We start from the raw sequence: 16,559 nt of genomic DNA on the forward strand, positions 1-16,559 counted from the left end.
GAAGATCCGGATTTTTGTCAGATGTACATTTGATAATCAATTGCTCATTTGATAATCAGATGCACAACTGACTGCTGCGTTTCGGACTTTTGATCCAAAAGGCCGGAGGTAACCACAAAAAGCACATGAATTATTGCGATAAAAACCGCTCCGCACCCACAAGAGCAAACGGCGGGATCAGGTTGACTATTTCGTTAGATTTGCCGGAAAATAATGTGTGCGGGTGCAGGAGAAGATCCCCTATTCGAGAGCTCATTATGGGAAGGATATTTCCCCGGACCTGATTATAGGGATATCATTTATTTTCGGCCTTTAATTCACCGTGCAACATTTTTGGATTTCTTCCATTTTCCCTTACGATCCTCAACCGCTATATTCCCGTACAACCCATCTGTTCTCATGGCAGTCCACCCCATCGAATACCGGTACGGCACACCGGAGATGCGAGCCGTCTGGAGCGAGGAGAACCGGTTCTCCTGTGTCGTTGCCGCGGAAGTCGCGCTGGCACAGGCAGAGGCAGCCCATGGCCTGATCCCCGGGGCAGCGGCCGGGGAGATCGCACAGAACGCACAGAAGGCATCCCTTATTCGTGCAAAAGAGATCGAAGCAGAGATCAGCCACGACATGATGGCGATCGTGAAATCTATCACTGAGGTCTGCGGCGATTCGGGGAGATGGGTACACTACGGTGCCACATCAAACGATATTCTCGATACGGCAACCGGTCTCCAGCTGGCACAGGCAATGGACCTTATCGATGCAAAACTGCGTAATCTTCTCGGGGTGTTGATTCAAAGAGCCGGGGAGACAACGACCCTTGTGGCAGTCGGGAGAACCCACGGGCAGCAGGGAGTGCCGACTACCTACGGCCTCAGGTTTGCCATCTGGGCAAGCGAGGTAGGAAGGCACATCGAGCGACTGGAACAGCTGCGCCCCCGGGTCGCGGTCGGACAGATGACCGGCGCGGTGGGGACGCAGGCCGCGATCGGGCCAAAGGGGATGGACGTGCAGGTGACGATGATGCAGCTGCTCCATCTCACTTCCGTGGATGTCTCAAACCAGGTGATCTCACGCGACCGGTACGCGGAGTATTTCATGTTCCTTGCCAATGTTGCAACCACTCTCGACAAGATTGGCGTCGAGATTCGCTCGCTCCAGCGCACCGAGATCGGAGAGGTGGAGGAGGCATTCGGCGCAAAACAGGTGGGCTCATCCACGATGCCGCACAAGAGAAACCCCATAAAATCCGAACAGGTCTGCGGCCTCGCGCGGATTATCCGTTCTTCCGTCGAACCTGCGCTCCTCAACAACACGCTGTGGGATGAGCGGGACCTCACCAACTCCTCCTGCGAACGGGTGATCTTTCCCGAAGCATCCATCCTTACCGATCACTGTCTTAAGATCATGACGACCGTGCTCGACAAGCTGGTGATTAACCGTTCAGCAATCCGGCGTAACCTCGCGTTCCTCCACGGGATCAACATGGCAGAATCCGTGATGATCGAACTCACCCGGCGCGGCATGAACCGGCAGGACGCCCACGAACGTGTGCGGATGGCAAGTATGCAGGCACTTGCCGAAAGCCGGCCGCTTGCTGATGTGCTTGGCGCAGACCCTGAGGTGATCCGGTTCTGTTCGAGGGACGATCTTGTTACCCTCCTCGCACCGGATGCCTATATTGGCACGTCGGTCGCGCAGGTCAACCGGGTGATTGAAAAACTCCGACCCCTCGTACGGTGATCCCCCGGATTTTATTGTATAAAAAGTGCGGGAACAATAATGACAGATTTATACGCTACTAACGTTAAATCGCACTAGCAATGGAGCGGCAGATCATTATTCGGGGACACCGGTTCACTCACACGGATATTGTCCGCTTCTCGGTTATTGTCTCGCTTACGCTCGTATCCATCCTGATTACGGCGATTGCTCTCGTTTCGGATGTCGGGGCCATCTGTCCCCAGCTCTTCTACTTCCCCATCCTGTACACGACCTATTTCTATCCCCGGCGCGGGATCGTTCTTGCCGGCCTTTGCGGCATCGTGTATGAATGTCTCGTATACTTCTCGCTCTTCCCGGACCTGCTCGCGCTCTGGTCAGCCACAGGCCAGGCCGTCCTCTTCATCTGCGTCGCGCTTGGCGTCGCATACTTCACGAACATCATCCGGGTGTCAGAAGCCCGTTACCGCAGCATTTTTGAGAACTCGCTTCTGGGGGTCATCCTTTTTGACAAGAACAGTTTTGTGATCCGGCTTGTCAACCAGCAGGTTGCAGCGATGCTCGGCTATACCCCCGAAGAGCTCGGCCGGATGACATTCTCTGAATTCTTCTTTTCCCACGACTTTCAGCGTCAGTTTTTTGAGCATCTGGGATCCGGAGAAAACATCCGGAATTTTGAGACCTGCTTTGCCACAAAAACAAAGGAGCCCCATTGGGTTAATCTCTCCTGGAGCCGAATCGATGACACCGTAGTCAGCTGTTCGGTTATCGATATCAATGCCGAGAGACTGGCCCGGCAGGTAGCTGCCGACAGTTTAACCCAGTACCGTCAGGTGACGGAAAACTCGCCCACCGGCCTTGTGATTACCGAACATACGAGAATTCTCTTTGCCAACCCGGCCTTCTCCACCATCTCCGGGTATGAACCGGCCGAATACACAGGTAGCGATCTTGCTGACAACGTCCTTGATGAGGACCGGGAACGGTTTATGACTTTTGCCGGCCGCTGGGATGCATTAGCGCCGGTACCGGACCGGGCAGAGTTCCGGTTTGCCACAAAGAAAGGTGAGATCCGGCGGGCAGTTCTCTACTTTACCCCCATCACCCGGAACAACCGGCCGGCCGGTCTTATCAACATCATCGACAACACCGAATGGGAAGAGTACCGCGAGAGGGTCGAGCAGACCAGAGAACGGCGGCACGAAATAATGAGTGCCGTCGCCCATGAGCTCAGGACACCGCTCCAGCCGATTATGGGGTATCTCAATCTGATTCTCCAGGATCCGCAGGCTTTCGGTGTGACCGGGGAGACCCGGCAGATCCTTGAAAAGTGCTCAAAAAGTGTGGATCGCGAACGCCAGATTATCATCCAGATGCTGGAACTATCAGTACTGGATGGGGAGGAGACCAGCCTTGATTATTCGATCTTTTCCGTCCGGGAAATGATCGATGCCATCATCGCGAACGGGGGCTATGCACTCAAGGCAGAGATTGCGATCGATGTCCCCCCCGACCTAACGTTTGAGGCCGACCGCCAGAAGTTATCCTATGTCATCGATGTGCTTCTTGCAAACGGGGTAAGTTATTCCAAACCGCCAAAGAAAATCTGGATCTCGTCATATGCCGACTCTCCCGCCCTTCCGTTCCACCGGCTTTCGATCCGGGACAACGGCGTAGGTATTACTGAGGCCCAGCTTGACGAGATCTTCAAACCCGAAAATGACGGGTGTGCTGGTTCCCGCCGGCCCAGCACCGGAGATACCGGGCAGTTACTAGCGATTTCAAAAAAGTATATCCATCTGCACGGGGGATACATCAGCGTAGACAGTATGGTAAACATCGGCAGCACGTTTACCATCCATATCCCGAAAAAACGACCGGACAAAGGTGATCGCCATGATACGTAAGATTGTTGTTGTCGAGGACGACCAGCCAACTCTCGACCTTATGGATATCCTGTTGAAAAAACTGGGATACGAGCCGGTCCTTATCACTAACGGACTCGATGCATTGGCCAATGTCAGATCAGAGCCGCCGGCTCTGATCCTGCTTGACATCATGATGTCACCCCTCTCCGGCTGGGAGTTCCTGGAAAATCTGCGGGCGGAGAACAACCTGCGGGAGATCCCCGTAATCCTTTTTACTGCCTCGCCCATGGTTCCCGGGCAGATGGCAGCCCTTCATGATCCAAAACTGGGAATTCTCCAGAAACCGGTCACCTTTGACGAACTCAAAACCACCATCAGACACTTTCTTGAATAATCATCCGGTACAGGTTGCAGTGCCGCCTTTTTTTGTGACGGATTGCCTTTAACCAGGTTATTGTGCTTAATTTTTGTTCGCCACGATGCCGGGCAGGCACAAACGTGACATACACCATTATCTATATTGAAAAACGATGGAAATATACGTAAGTTTTCGATCCGGCTCCGCCGGAGGTAGCCATGATCTCGGTCTTATACGTTGACGATGAATCAGCGCTCCTTGAAGTGACAAAAGATTTTATGGAGCGGGGAGGCGAGTTCCGGGTCGACACTGCCACCTCGGCACGCGAAGCGATAGAAAAACTGAAAGTTGAGCGGTACGAGGCGCTGGTCGCTGATTACCAGATGCCCGAGATGGACGGCATAGAACTTTTAAAATACCTCCGTCCACGCTGTAACGGGATACCGTTTATCCTTTTTACCGGCAAAGGCGGAGAAGATGTTGCGATCGAGGCTCTTAATGCCGGCGCTGATTTTTACATCCAGAAAGGGGGTTCGCCCAGGATCCGGTTTGCGGAACTCGAAACAAAAATACGATCTGCCGTGGCACGGCGGCAGAGCGAGAAGGCACTCCGCCAGTCAGAGATGGCATATCGTTCTCTCGTTGAAAACCTTGCGGATGTAGTCTATGTGGTCAATGATGAGGGAGCCATCACTTATGCCAGCCCCCGTATAAGCCGGTTCGGCTACGATCCAAAAGATGTGACCGGAAAAGATTTTGCCATGCTTGTCTGCGCAGAGGATATTCCCTCTGTCGCCCGCCACTTTACCGATGTGAAACAGGGAATTATTTCATCATTTGACTTTCGGATAACCGATACGAGCGGGCAGTCCCGCTGGGTGCGTGCATCAGGCAGCCCTCTGATAGATCACAGCAGGTGTATTGGTGTGCAGGGCCTGCTGACCGAGATTACTGAAGACAAGAAGAACGATGAGGTGCTGCGGGGGAGCGAGATCCTGCACCGGCTGCTGCTTAATTCCGCAACCGACGGGATGCTTGTTCTCGATCCCAAAACCGGAACTCCGTTCGAGTTCAATGAAGAAGCCTGCCGGCAGCTGGGCTATACCCGGGAGGAGTTTGCCGGACTCAAGCCTGGCGACTGGGTGGTAGCAGATGAACCTCAGAAACTACGGGAACTAATCCCTCTGATCTTGCGGAAAGGCCAGATGACGTTCGAGACCCGGCACCGGACAAAAGACGGCAGGATCCGTGAAGTAGTCGTAACCGCACGGGCCATTGATACTGACAATCAAAAAAAGATTGGGGTAATCATCCACGACGTCACTGATGAGAACGTGGCGATGCGGGCCCTTACTGACCGGGCTGACCAGTTCGAGGAGATCTACGAACAGGCCCCATTCGCCTTCATGACGCTCTCCCCGGACGGCCGTGTTACAGGCATCAACCAGGCAGGCACTGAGCTGCTGGTGTGTCCCAAAAACGAGATAATAGGGAAATTCCCTGGAGAATTTATCGTCCCTGAAGAACAGGCACGGTTTTTTGCCGGTATCCAGGAACTGGAACAATCCGGCAGCATCCGTGATGCACGGTTTACTCTTGCCCGTAACGACGGGCATACTACTTTTGTCTCTCTCAATGGTTCTGTGGCCCGGGATCCTACCGGGAAAGCCGCCCGTTTGTTTGTCACGTTGAGCGATATCACCGGACAAGCAAAGGAAGCCGCGACGCTTCAGGCAACAGCCGCATCCAGAGAGGGCATTATTGCCGGGGCACGCGACGGGATCGTTGTCTGCACACCGGATCTTTTTCTCACCGGCTGGAACCCGGCAATGGAGGATATTACCGGGATTCTTGCCCGGGACGCAGTCGGAAAGCAGCTTGTTGACCTGCTGCCATTCTTAAACGGCACCGGGCCTGATTCGCCACCAGCGCGTGCATTGGCCGGAGAGATTGTCGCCACTCCCGATTCCTGGTATGAGTATACCGGAACCGGGAAACATGGTTGGGCACGGGCAATCTTTTCCCCCCTGCGGAACGCTCCCGGGGAAATCGGAGGGATTATCGGGGTAGTTCAGGAGATTACCGCCCGCACAACAACCGTCCAGCGGATACGGGCGGCAAACCGGCTCTATGCAATCAGTTCAAAGGTCAGCGCCGCCGCAACAAACACCCGCGAGCTGGAGGTGCTGCTTGCTGAGACCTGCCGTATCGCCGCCGGTGAAGATGCTGTCTGCATGGCGTGGATTGGGCTCTTCGATCACGCTGCCGGCATTCTCCGGCCCGTGGCACATGCCGGGAACGGGGAAGAACTGCCCAAAGAGGGATACCGGATCGCCGATACGGGTCAGGAAGGGGATGAGCTGGCCGGTGACGCCATCCGCACGGGCACTGCCAGGGTCTGCCGCGATACCGGGACCGGTCCTGCTGCGGAACTCTGGAGAGATGATGCACTCCGGCATGGGTACCGTTCGCTCGCGGCCGTACCGTTCCGGCTCAAAGGTGAGATCGTCGGAATACTCACCATCTGCTCCGGTGAACCGGATGCATTCTCAGAGACCGAGGCAGAAGAACTCGCACTCCTTGGCTCCACGCTCTCCTCATCGCTTGACCTGCTCGATAAAAAAACACTCCAGCGCCGGGCCGGCAGGGGATCCCACGGCAGTTGGGAACGCACCCGGTTCCTTGCCAGTGGGATCGAGTCCGCATCCGTCCCATTTGCCGCGGTCTTTCCCGATGGAAGCACCGGGGCGGTAAATGCAGCGCTCTGCACCTTATCCGGGTACACTGAGGACGAACTGCTCGCACTTCCGTTAACCCGCCTCCTTACAGGGGGTAAACCGGCTGATGAAGAGCGGTTCTCACGTATTCTAGTTTCAAAAACTCCGGAGCGTTACGAGGGCGCGCTCCATACAAAGGACGGCACCATTCTGCCGGTCGAACTCTTCCTCCAGACAATAACCGATGAGACCACCGGTGAGTTATGCGTCTCTGTCTTTATCACCAATATTGCAGACCGTAAACAGCACATGGATATGCTCGAAGAAGAGCGGCAGCAGTACTGCACGTTCTTTCTGACCGGCAGCACGCCCACGCTGATCACAACGCCAGCGGGTGCCATCATTGCCGCCAACCCGGCCGCGTGCCGGCTGTTCGGCCAGACTGAAGATACGCTGCGTTCGGCCGAAAATGGATGTCTTGCGGGCTCTGGAGATCCCCGGTTTGTCGAACTTGCGCGGGAGTGCAAGAAGAATGGAACTGCACAGGGGGAACTACGGCTTATCAGGGCAGATGGAACGCAGTTTGACGCGGCGGCCCGGGCCGCCTGTTTTGTCGACCGAAACGGCAGGGCCGCCATGAACCTGATCCTCTGGGATATTACCGGACAGAAAAAAGCCGGAGCAGCACGGGTGCAGGAACAGGAGATGGCGGTTGCCCTTCTCGACTGCCTGCCTAATCCCATCCGGAGATCTAATGCCGAAGGCAAATCTGTCTTTTTCAATAAAGCGTGGCTCACGTTTACCGGAAGAGCTCCTGCCGATGAGATGAGAGACGGTTGGATGGAGGGAATCCATCCCGAAGACCGCGAACATTATAGGGAATCCACCGGGGATCGGGGTGACTCCAGTCACCCGCTGGAGAGGGAGTATCGTCTTCGGGATCATACCGGTGAATACCGGTGGATCCGCGAGATCCGTATACCAGACCCTGCGGCGGTCGGGATGGAAACCGGCATCACGTACTCCTGCTTCGATATTCACGAAAGCAGGGTGGCAGAGGTAGCTTTGAGGGAGGAAAAAGCGCAGTACCGGGCCATTTTTGAGAGCACGGCAGATGCCACCCTTCTTGTAAGCGACCATATTACCGATTGCAACGCAGCGGCGACCCGGCTGTTTGCCTGTACCCGCGAGGCACTCATAGGGCACAGCCTGCTTGAATATTCCCCAAGGTACCAGCCGGACGGGAAGGAATCTGCCGATGCCGCACGGGAGTACCTTGAGGCAGCTCGCGGAGGAACGCCGCAGGCATTTCCCTGGGTTACCACGAGAGTTGACGGCACGACCCTTGAGACACATATCACCCTGATCGCGCTTTTCATTCGCGGGGAGTGGCAGGAACTTGTCGTTATAGTCGATATGACGGAACATAACCGGGCGGAGCGCGAGATCCTGAGGCTTGCATCCTACCCGCATATGAACCCCAACCCGGTTATCGAGGTGCAATTGGACCGAACAATAACCTATGCCAACCCGGCAACCGCTGCGGTGCTCTCATCTCTCGGGCTTCCGGGTGATCCGGCTGCATTCCTGCCGGCAGACTTTGATACGATTGGAAAAACGCTCAATCCGGCGCAGACGGTAATGGTAGATCGCGTGGTGCAGATCAAGGAACGATCGTTCCATGAATCGATCTGCTCTGCCCACGAGCAGACTCTCATCAGGATCTATGCCTACGATATCACCGACCGGGTACAGGTAGCAGAAGCGCTTGCGTATGCCAACCATAAACTGGGCATCCTATCGAGTATCACCCGGCATGATATCCAGAACAAACTTACCGGGGTTCTGGGGTATCTCGATCTGCTCCGGGTGTCCCTGCGTGACCCGCAGCTGATCGGCTTTATTGACAAGGCCGAGACCTCGGCAAACGCCATCCGGCGCCACATCGATTTTACCAAGGATTATGAGTCTCTGGGGGGAACCGCCCCAATCTGGCAGGAGATCAGACCCATCCTTGCCGATGTCAGGTCGCACTTTGATGTAGGAGAGATTGCATTTGAGGAGCCGAAGCCGGGTTTTGCCGTTTTTGCCGACGCGATGTTTGGCAAAGTATTGTACAACCTCTGCGACAACTCGTTGCGTCACGGGGTACATGTCCGGCATATCCGGATACACTGCGAGACGGTAAAGACCGGGTGCATACTTGTCTATGAGGACGATGGTGTGGGGATCCCGCAGGATAAAAAGGAACTGATTTTCGAACGCGGTTTTACCACCTCGTCCGGTTCCACAAAGTCAACCGGCCTTGGCTTGTTTCTGGTCCGGGACATTCTTGCAATCACCGGCATTACCATAAAAGAGACAGGGGTGGCCGGGGTGGGCTCGCGATTCGAAATGATCATTCCTCCGGGAAAATGGAGAATCAGACAGACGCAGTAGGCATGGGCACTTTTTTTATGATGGTACGCCCTCCACACTTACGAGAATCCCGGTTTTTTTTAGGGTAACTGGTAATTCATATTTTTTAGTCCGGAGATTGCGGGAGGACAGACACGGTCCCCCGGGCCTGACTACCGCATCTGCTCAACCGGTTGGTCATAATAAAACCGGACATTTCCTAAAAAAGAAAAAAGGTTCAGATATACCGCGCTTTAAGCGAGAGCTTGCGCGGGGTATAGAGCGGGCGGAACGGCTTTTCTGCAGTCTCTTTCTTTACAGCAGCAGCAAGGGTATCTGCGGTCATCTGCTCCTTGAAGGGCTTGTTTGGCTCCGATTTCCTGCGGATGGTGACGGTGAGTTTCTTATTTGCCATTTCCTCGTCGCCAATTACAATCACGTAGGGAACCCAGTCCATACCGGATTCACGGACTTTCTTTCCGACACTCTCCTCGCGGTCATCGATATCGCACCGGATGCTCTGTGCGTTCAAGGCGTCGCAGATTTCCTGTGCATACGCAGTGTGACGCTCGGCAACCGGCACGACCCGCACCTGGGTCGGTGAGAGCCAGGTGGGGAGGGCCGGGACTTTCTGGGTCGAGATGTTTTCGAGGATCGCACAGATCACGCGCTCGACACTCCCGGTCGGGGAGCAGTGGAGGATGGGCGGGTAAACGGGAGTACCGTCGTCCTTGAAGTACTTGATGTTGAAACGGGTCGAACTCTCGACATCGATCTGCACGGTCGGGTTCTCGATCGGGCGGTTCTGGCCATCGATAGCTGCGAGGTCGATCTTTGCCTCCCAGTAGTGGACGCGCTCTGATAGGATCTCGATAAGCATCGGGCAGTCGGATTCTTTTACGATCTTCTTGACCCATGCCTCGTTCTCATCGTAGAACTTCTTCGTGCACCGGAATGCAGCGACAAGCTTTGTCTCAAAGTCCCTGCCCGTCTTCCAGCCAATCGCGAGCTGTTCCTCGAAGCACTTCATCGCCTCGGGCATATCGGTACAGAGCGAGTGCATGTCGGGCATCGTGAAACAGCGCAGGCGCTTTAACCCGATCACTTCGCCCTTCTGCTCGTGCCGGAAAGAGTACGTGGAAAGCTCGTACATCTTCATGGGGAGGGTGTTTTTCGAGATGTGCATGTCCCGCATGATCGAGAACATGCCAAAGCATGCGGCAAACCGAAGCATCATGTCCCGGTTGTTGCTCTTGAACCGGTACTGCCGCTCGCCGAACTTCGCCGCGTGCTCGCAGATCGCCTTGTCGCCGAGGTCGTACATAACCGGGGTCTCGACCGGGGTCGCACCGTAGGGGAGCACGAGGGCAAGGACGTAATCGGCGAGCAGGTCGCGGACGAGCTTGCCCTTTGGCAGCCAGCGCAGGCAGCCGACATCGCTTGCCGGCTCGTAATCGACGAGTTCCTTTGAGCGCATCAGGTCGACATGAGCGGGTTCGCCGCCGGTCGGCTCTGCGACGCCCAGTTCCTTTTTCACAAGGCAGCCAAACGGCGTGTTGTCGAGGTACTGGTGGTAGTCGTGGGACTTCCCGTCGGGAGTGAGGACAAACCAGTCGTGGGTGACCTCTTTCTTGCTCTTCTTCGCGGAGATGGCTTCTCCTTCTTCGCCGCCGGGCACAATCGTCTTTGAGAGCTCGGAGAGCGGGTGACCCTTGCAGGAAATCTTGAAGGACTTGTACCAGCCAAACGGCGCACGCTTGACGGCAAAGCCTTCCACGGCAAGGCCATCCCTGAGGGCATTTAACGCCGGCACTGCCACGTCGGGCCGGGCAAGGTCGCTTGAGAGGTGGGCGTACGGGTAGATGACGATCTTGTCGGCATGCACCTGACCTGCAGTCTTTTTTACCTCTTCGATGGCCTGGAGGATGACGCCCTCCATATCCTCTTCATCGATGGACTCAACCGCAGTGAAGACCGTAAGCGCGTCTTCTTCGCGATCCGCGAGGACGGCTCCCTCCTCTGCCATCTTTGTTTTCTTTTTTGCTTCGTATTCGATGTAATCTGAATGTATCAGAAGAAGTCGCATTGCTTCATCTCCAAACCGGAACGATTATGCGTATAAAATGGGTTCTTAAGGTATATACCCTCATTGCCCCCGGCACCCGGTTGGGAGGGGTGTTGTTAGTTTATTACAGGAGGCAAGCCGGTGTGCCGGGGGAAAGGACGCGAATATCGGATATTTTACCGGGTGCCAGAACTCCTTCGATATTGGCTATACCGACCCGTCCTGCATCGACGATCTCCCTTGCAGTATAATCCGGAAGTGGCCCGGGAAAAATGGTATTGACAATCATATTGCTGCTGCGTCTATGTACTGACCGTGATGTAACTGGTTTTTGTCGTTGTGTTGGGATAGCCATTATTGAGGGAGAGACTAACCGTGTAGGTCCCGACAGTATTATATGAATAAGTCGGATTTGGTAAATACGACCGTCCGCCATCCCCAAAATCCCATGACCACGAATTGATACGTGCACCGGCAGATTTGTCCGTAAAATGAACCGTCAGCGGCACCCGCCCTGATGTAACATCTGCATTGAAATCAGGTATTGGAGGAACCGTTACACTGATAGAAGATAATGCCCTATTGGCATTTAACCGTCCACCCGACAGGACTAACCCGGATAATGAACTTCTTTGATCAACATTTTGCAATATGGCATTTTTAATTGTAGTCGGGCTTGCTGAAGGATTGATAGATTTTATAAGTGCTGCAACACCGGAAACCGCAGCGGTGGCCGGGGATGTTCCATCACTTACATGATAATATATGCCATTTCTTATTGGAATTGTTGTCGTTATGTTAGTACCAGGAGCAGTTAAGTCGACAGATATTGCCCCATAGTTCGAATGATAAGCAAGATTATCATTCTGATCGCTCGAAGCAACGGAAATAATATTGTTCACATCATATGATGCTGGAAAAGCTTTGCAATGGGTATTTGTATCATCCATATTTCTGTTTACTGAATAACTGCAATTACATGGACTTGCTAGATCGGGATTGCAATTTCCTGCAGCAAACATAAAAAGAACGTTGCGGTTCTGGGTGATGAAGTCTTTTACATAATGATCGGGTGAATCTCCCCCTGACCATGAGTTACTGATTATGGTTGCGTGAGCCTCCTCAACGGCACGAGTCATTCCCTGCATAATCCAAAAATCGCTAGCGGATCCATAATTATTAAAGATCTTTACAGGCACTATTTTTACCCGCCAATTAATACCGCTGATTCCAATTCCATTATTACCGGTCGCACCAATAATACCGGCCATTTCTGTTCCATGTCCGATGTCATCTGTGATGTTTCCGTTCCTATCCACCAGATTCCAGCCATGCCAGTCATCAACGATCCCATTACCGTCATCATCAATCCCATTGGATCTCTTATCCCTTCCTTGGGAATCCGTTCCCATTTCACCGGCATTTGTCCAGATATTATCCTGAAGATCCGGATGTGTATAATCAATCCCAGTATCCACTACTGCTACGACAACATCATTCGATCCTACAGGTCCAGTAAAGGTATCCCACGCTTCCGGGGCATGGATATCATCTCCCGGAGTACCGGCAGGCTGACCATTGACGGATTGTCCGGTATTATGTAACGACCACTGTTGATCGAAAAGGGGATCATTTGGTACATTCGTTAAATGATAAACGTAATTGGGTTGAACCCAGAGAACATTTGGATCTTTAGAATAGATTTCAGTCGCTTCTTCGACTGAAATTCCTGAAGGAAGAAGAATAAACTGAACTCCAGGCACACTCTTTGAACCTATTTCCTCAATTTTTTGGGGATTTATTTTTTCATTTGCGCTTTTCGTTGCTGCCTGATAGGATACTTCATTATTAACCACCTCGGGTTTATAACGGACAATGACCTGACCTTCCACATATTTCCCTGTCGGATCAGTATTCAACTGCTGGTGCGAAGGCAATTCTTTTTCGGGCAATTGAACGTTTACCGGAGTTCCTGCGTTGGCAGTATTTACAGAACTATTTGTTATTAGATTCGTAATTCCTTTGTTATCATCCAGGGCACTAACCAGATGAATACTGCAGATCAGTATGCATAATACAGATATTATGACTATTCGATAATTCAGTCTCGGTTCTGCATTTATCGTCATAACTCGCCTCTTTTACAAGTTCTTGCAGGCACGAGAAGGTCTTTTAACAGGAAAAGCACAATTTCATCATGCCTACGGGCGGTTCTGGGTTCATTTGAGTGTGCAAAACTTGAGATGATCCCAGTCCCTTCTTTTGGAACAACCTCCGGTCGTCCACATGGATCAATACATAATTGTGATATTTATTATTCATGTCCACATATTCCAACTGGGCCGGATTTCAAGAAAAACGAAAAACAAAACGAGCCTAAATTCGGACTTTTCAGGATTTACCGGATAAACCAAAAACCTGCGCGGGAGAAGACGCCCGCATCGAGGTTAGAACCCCCCTAAAAAACCCTGTAGAGAATTCATTTAGTTCTGTTTTCTTCGTCGGGACATTCGACCATAGATAAGGATGCATGCAGCCAGCGATAAACAAATTGTAATAAGCGAAACCGGCGAGAACTGCGTCACTTTTTCTCCTTGAGGGGACGATGTGACAGATGCGGATGCCGGACTTTTTATAACGGAAACACTTTCCCATACATCATTATCCAGAGTATCGGGTAATTTTGAATAGACATATTCTCCAGGCCCCAGATCGAATACTGCGCCTTCGGGCCCTCCCGGGTGGATACCGCCAAGAACCTGCATCCGATCATGAAAAACAACCGCCCGATGACCGTTTCTCGGTGACCAGCCGGCATTATCCGTTGCCGGGTACCAGATTTTCCCGTCATACGAATACCAGGCATCGTTAGAGGAGACCTCCTGTCGGCCGTACATGGATTTTAATCCGGTATACCCTCCAAGCACCCACATTCTTTGGCCAAATACCACAGACTGATGATCAGACCGGGGAGACCATTCAGCATCTTCCGTTGCCGGTGTCCATGTGCTGCCATCGGTCGAATACCACACGTCATTATAATGTATCGAGCGCCGGTTATCGATCTCTTCGCCGCCAATGACCCACATTTTATTATTATATACAAGAGCCGTATGTCCCCCCCGGGGGGACCAGTTGGCATTCGCTGTTGCCTGTGTCCATGTAGTGCCATCGGCTGAATACCACACGTCATTATAATTCATTGAGCTTCCATTATCGATCCCTTCGCCGCCAGTTATCCATATTTTATTATCATATACAAGAGCCGTATGCCCCCTTCGGGGTGACCAGTTGGCATCCGCTGTTGCCTGTGTCCAGGTACTGCCATCGGTCGAATACCACACGTCGTTTTTCAGGTCGGCGCCGGATCCCCCTCCCAGGACCCACATCCGGTTATCAAAAACAACGGAAGAATGTCCGCTTCGGGGAAGCCATCCGGCGCTGTCCGTTGCCTTGCTCCAGGTGATTCCATCAGAAGAATCCCAGACATCGTTCCCGCCCGATCCTCCCAACACCCACATCTTATTATCGAATACGAGTGCGGTGTGATCGAAACGGGGTGACCAGGTGGCATTACCCGTCACTGGAGTCCATTTCTCCCCGATTATCTCAGCATCAACAGCACCGATACAGACTATACCGACAAGGACGATGAGAAGCCCTGCTTTTACCGGTACAGCCTCATACCGTGATCTCAAGATGAATATCCCCCGGTAAAAATTTCGTGAATCCTTAAAAATCCTCTCCATCGGTTCATCGGTGTACAAAAAGAGAGGTGATCCCGGGCCTTTTTTTGGGACAAATGCCTGTTATCCACACAGATCAATGCATAATTATGATATTTATTATTCATGTCCACATATTCCAACTGGACCGGATTTTAAGAAAAACGGAAACCAAAAAGAGCTTGAAGCCGGGCTTTTCAGGATCTCCCCTCTTCATCAGGGAGATACGATAACAAAACCACGTCATGTCTTTACCCGCAAAAAGGCCCAATGCTATTTTATTCTGTATTTTTCCAGAATATCGTCAACAGTTGGGGTCAGAGTATAGTTCATATTCCTGCCATCCCACTGGGATACGATCATTTTTTCTTCAAGAAACTGCTTAAGGTGCCAGTGAACCGTGCTCGGGTCCAGACCAAAGCGTTGTGCGATATCTTTGTTGCTAATACCCGGCTCATCTTGGATCACTTTGAGGATCTCCTGTTTTGGATGACTCATGATATACCCATACATTCGTTTCTTATCGGGAGCGGTCCCGAAATTCGGAAATAGATAGGCGAGCTTATTTTCTTTTTTCCGGACAATCTTTCGTTCAAGAAGAAGCACAGACAAGTGATATTTCGCGGAGCCACGGTTGATACTGGTATTTTTTGAGAGATCCGCAATCGTGCACCCGGGATGATCGCCAATATATTCAAGAATTGCAGTACGATTTTTATTTTGCAGAATCGTTTTTACTTTACCAACAATAACCGGCCAGAACGTAAGCAGGCCAAAAATTCCAAGCCCAATTGAAAAGATCCAGGCAGCCTGGATCCACAGGGGCAGATCAAAAAAGGAGATAATCCGTTCGGCACCGAGAGTGTCCGATGGTCCGTTTTGGGGAGAATGGGGAACAACATATGTTGTCTCCCCCTGAACAATGGCGATATTGCTAACGACCGCCACTAAAAAAATAAGGACAATTAGAGAAGATTTCATTCAATGTAGGGTAGATTTCAGATCGTATAATATTGCCTTCCCGTCACCCTGTACCCATAGACCTCGTAAGTCCATGTGCCTTGTGGAATTCCTCCGCTGTTTATGACATCTACGTTGACACTCCCGTCCGTGGCACCGTCAAAATTGTCGTAAAAGGGTCCATATATCGACCCATCCGGAGAGTAAATTTTCAGTTGAAGCGAATTGGCGGGAACGCCCCAGTAGAGGTTCACGTTCATTGATGTAATGTACGATGATACAGTTCTTGTTTGCCACGCTGTCTGGCCTTGAGTCACTGAGCCGGTGACGGTCAAGGGGTGTATCTGGCCAAATCCCATATTGTTTGCCGGCTGGATGATGGTACCGCTGTTCACTGATTTTAATTCGCTTGCCGATACAACTGCACATGATGCCATCACAAGAAGCACCACTGCTACGATTCCCAGTCTTTTCGACATGAACTTTCGATTTCGGGAAACATTGCTTAATTTTTCTGTCCAAATAATCAAACTGGCAATCTTCGATACAGACTATTCGGCTTCGTTTGAGCCCCCTAATATTTTTTTGAAGAGCAAAGCGCCATTTAGCGAGTCGCGATAATGGAGGATCGCCAGATGTTTCAGGGACGGGCAATCAATTGTCAGCGGTAGTTTATACTCAATGTAGGGCCATCGACCGGAGAATATCCCCACTTATAATCGCGGCTCATCAGGTAGGCTTTGGGGAATT

Annotated in this window: 10 protein-coding genes; 4 read left to right on the forward strand and 6 right to left on the reverse strand. The window is 52.2% G+C overall.

Annotated features, from left to right (window positions below):
* The first annotated feature begins 399 nt into the window (after positions 1-399).
* From purB to WCX19_RS01550, 4 genes are all read left to right on the forward strand, one after another.
* Entirely contained in the window at positions 400-1,740 is a 1,341-nt protein-coding gene (gene purB, locus WCX19_RS01535; RefSeq protein ID WP_373003940.1) for an adenylosuccinate lyase, read from the forward strand.
* Positions 1,741-1,820: 80 nt separating this feature from the next.
* The gene (locus WCX19_RS01540; RefSeq protein ID WP_373003943.1) at positions 1,821-3,626 is read left to right on the forward strand and encodes a PAS domain S-box protein; all 1,806 of its coding nucleotides are present in this window, start codon (positions 1,821-1,823) and stop codon (positions 3,624-3,626) included.
* Positions 3,616-3,981, forward strand: coding sequence for a response regulator (locus WCX19_RS01545; RefSeq protein WP_373003946.1), 366 nt, complete (start codon positions 3,616-3,618; stop codon positions 3,979-3,981). Before WCX19_RS01540 ends, WCX19_RS01545 begins: the two co-directional genes overlap by 11 nt.
* Positions 3,982-4,163: 182 nt before the next feature.
* On the forward strand, positions 4,164-9,101 hold the full coding sequence (locus WCX19_RS01550) for a PAS domain S-box protein (RefSeq protein ID WP_373003949.1): 4,938 nt from the start codon (positions 4,164-4,166) through the stop codon (positions 9,099-9,101).
* Between the two features lie 196 nt (positions 9,102-9,297).
* Here WCX19_RS01550 and WCX19_RS01555 read toward each other — a convergent pair whose 3' ends face one another.
* The 6 genes from WCX19_RS01555 to WCX19_RS01580 form a co-directional block, all read right to left on the reverse strand.
* Positions 9,298-11,145 (reverse strand): threonine--tRNA ligase, encoded by a 1,848-nt coding sequence (locus WCX19_RS01555; protein WP_373003952.1) that lies wholly within the window; start codon positions 11,143-11,145, stop codon positions 9,298-9,300.
* A gap of 103 nt (positions 11,146-11,248) precedes the next feature.
* Positions 11,249-11,413, reverse strand: coding sequence for a hypothetical protein (locus WCX19_RS01560; RefSeq protein ID WP_373003955.1), 165 nt, complete (start codon positions 11,411-11,413; stop codon positions 11,249-11,251).
* Positions 11,414-11,426: 13 nt separating this feature from the next.
* A complete protein-coding gene (locus WCX19_RS01565) occupies positions 11,427-13,253 on the reverse strand; it encodes a S8 family serine peptidase (RefSeq protein ID WP_373003958.1) in 1,827 nt (608 codons plus the stop codon).
* Positions 13,254-13,607: 354 nt separating this feature from the next.
* Positions 13,608-14,822, reverse strand: a complete 1,215-nt coding sequence (locus WCX19_RS01570; RefSeq protein WP_373003960.1) for a Kelch repeat-containing protein — start codon at positions 14,820-14,822, stop codon at positions 13,608-13,610.
* Positions 14,823-15,122: 300 nt separating this feature from the next.
* Entirely contained in the window at positions 15,123-15,830 is a 708-nt protein-coding gene (locus tag WCX19_RS01575; protein ID WP_373003963.1) for a winged helix-turn-helix transcriptional regulator, read from the reverse strand.
* A gap of 17 nt (positions 15,831-15,847) precedes the next feature.
* Positions 15,848-16,288 (reverse strand): peptidase domain-containing protein, encoded by a 441-nt coding sequence (locus WCX19_RS01580; protein WP_373003965.1) that lies wholly within the window; start codon positions 16,286-16,288, stop codon positions 15,848-15,850.
* Positions 16,289-16,559: the final 271 nt, after the last annotated feature.

The organism is Methanoregula sp. (assembly GCF_041663825.1).
Classification (GTDB): Archaea; Halobacteriota; Methanomicrobia; order Methanomicrobiales; family Methanospirillaceae; genus Methanoregula.

Coding starts and splice junctions, on each gene's coding strand:
- WCX19_RS01555 (WP_373003952.1), bottom strand. CDS start 11,145: ATGCGACTTCTTCTGATACATTCAGATTACATCGAATACGAAGCAAAA.
- WCX19_RS01580 (WP_373003965.1), bottom strand. CDS start 16,288: ATGTCGAAAAGACTGGGAATCGTAGCAGTGGTGCTTCTTGTGATGGCA.
- WCX19_RS01545 (WP_373003946.1), top strand. CDS start 3,616: ATGATACGTAAGATTGTTGTTGTCGAGGACGACCAGCCAACTCTCGAC.
- WCX19_RS01575 (WP_373003963.1), bottom strand. CDS start 15,830: ATGAAATCTTCTCTAATTGTCCTTATTTTTTTAGTGGCGGTCGTTAGC.
- purB (WP_373003940.1), top strand. CDS start 400: ATGGCAGTCCACCCCATCGAATACCGGTACGGCACACCGGAGATGCGA.
- WCX19_RS01560 (WP_373003955.1), bottom strand. CDS start 11,413: ATGATTGTCAATACCATTTTTCCCGGGCCACTTCCGGATTATACTGCA.
- WCX19_RS01540 (WP_373003943.1), top strand. CDS start 1,821: ATGGAGCGGCAGATCATTATTCGGGGACACCGGTTCACTCACACGGAT.
- WCX19_RS01565 (WP_373003958.1), bottom strand. CDS start 13,253: ATGACGATAAATGCAGAACCGAGACTGAATTATCGAATAGTCATAATA.
- WCX19_RS01550 (WP_373003949.1), top strand. CDS start 4,164: ATGATCTCGGTCTTATACGTTGACGATGAATCAGCGCTCCTTGAAGTG.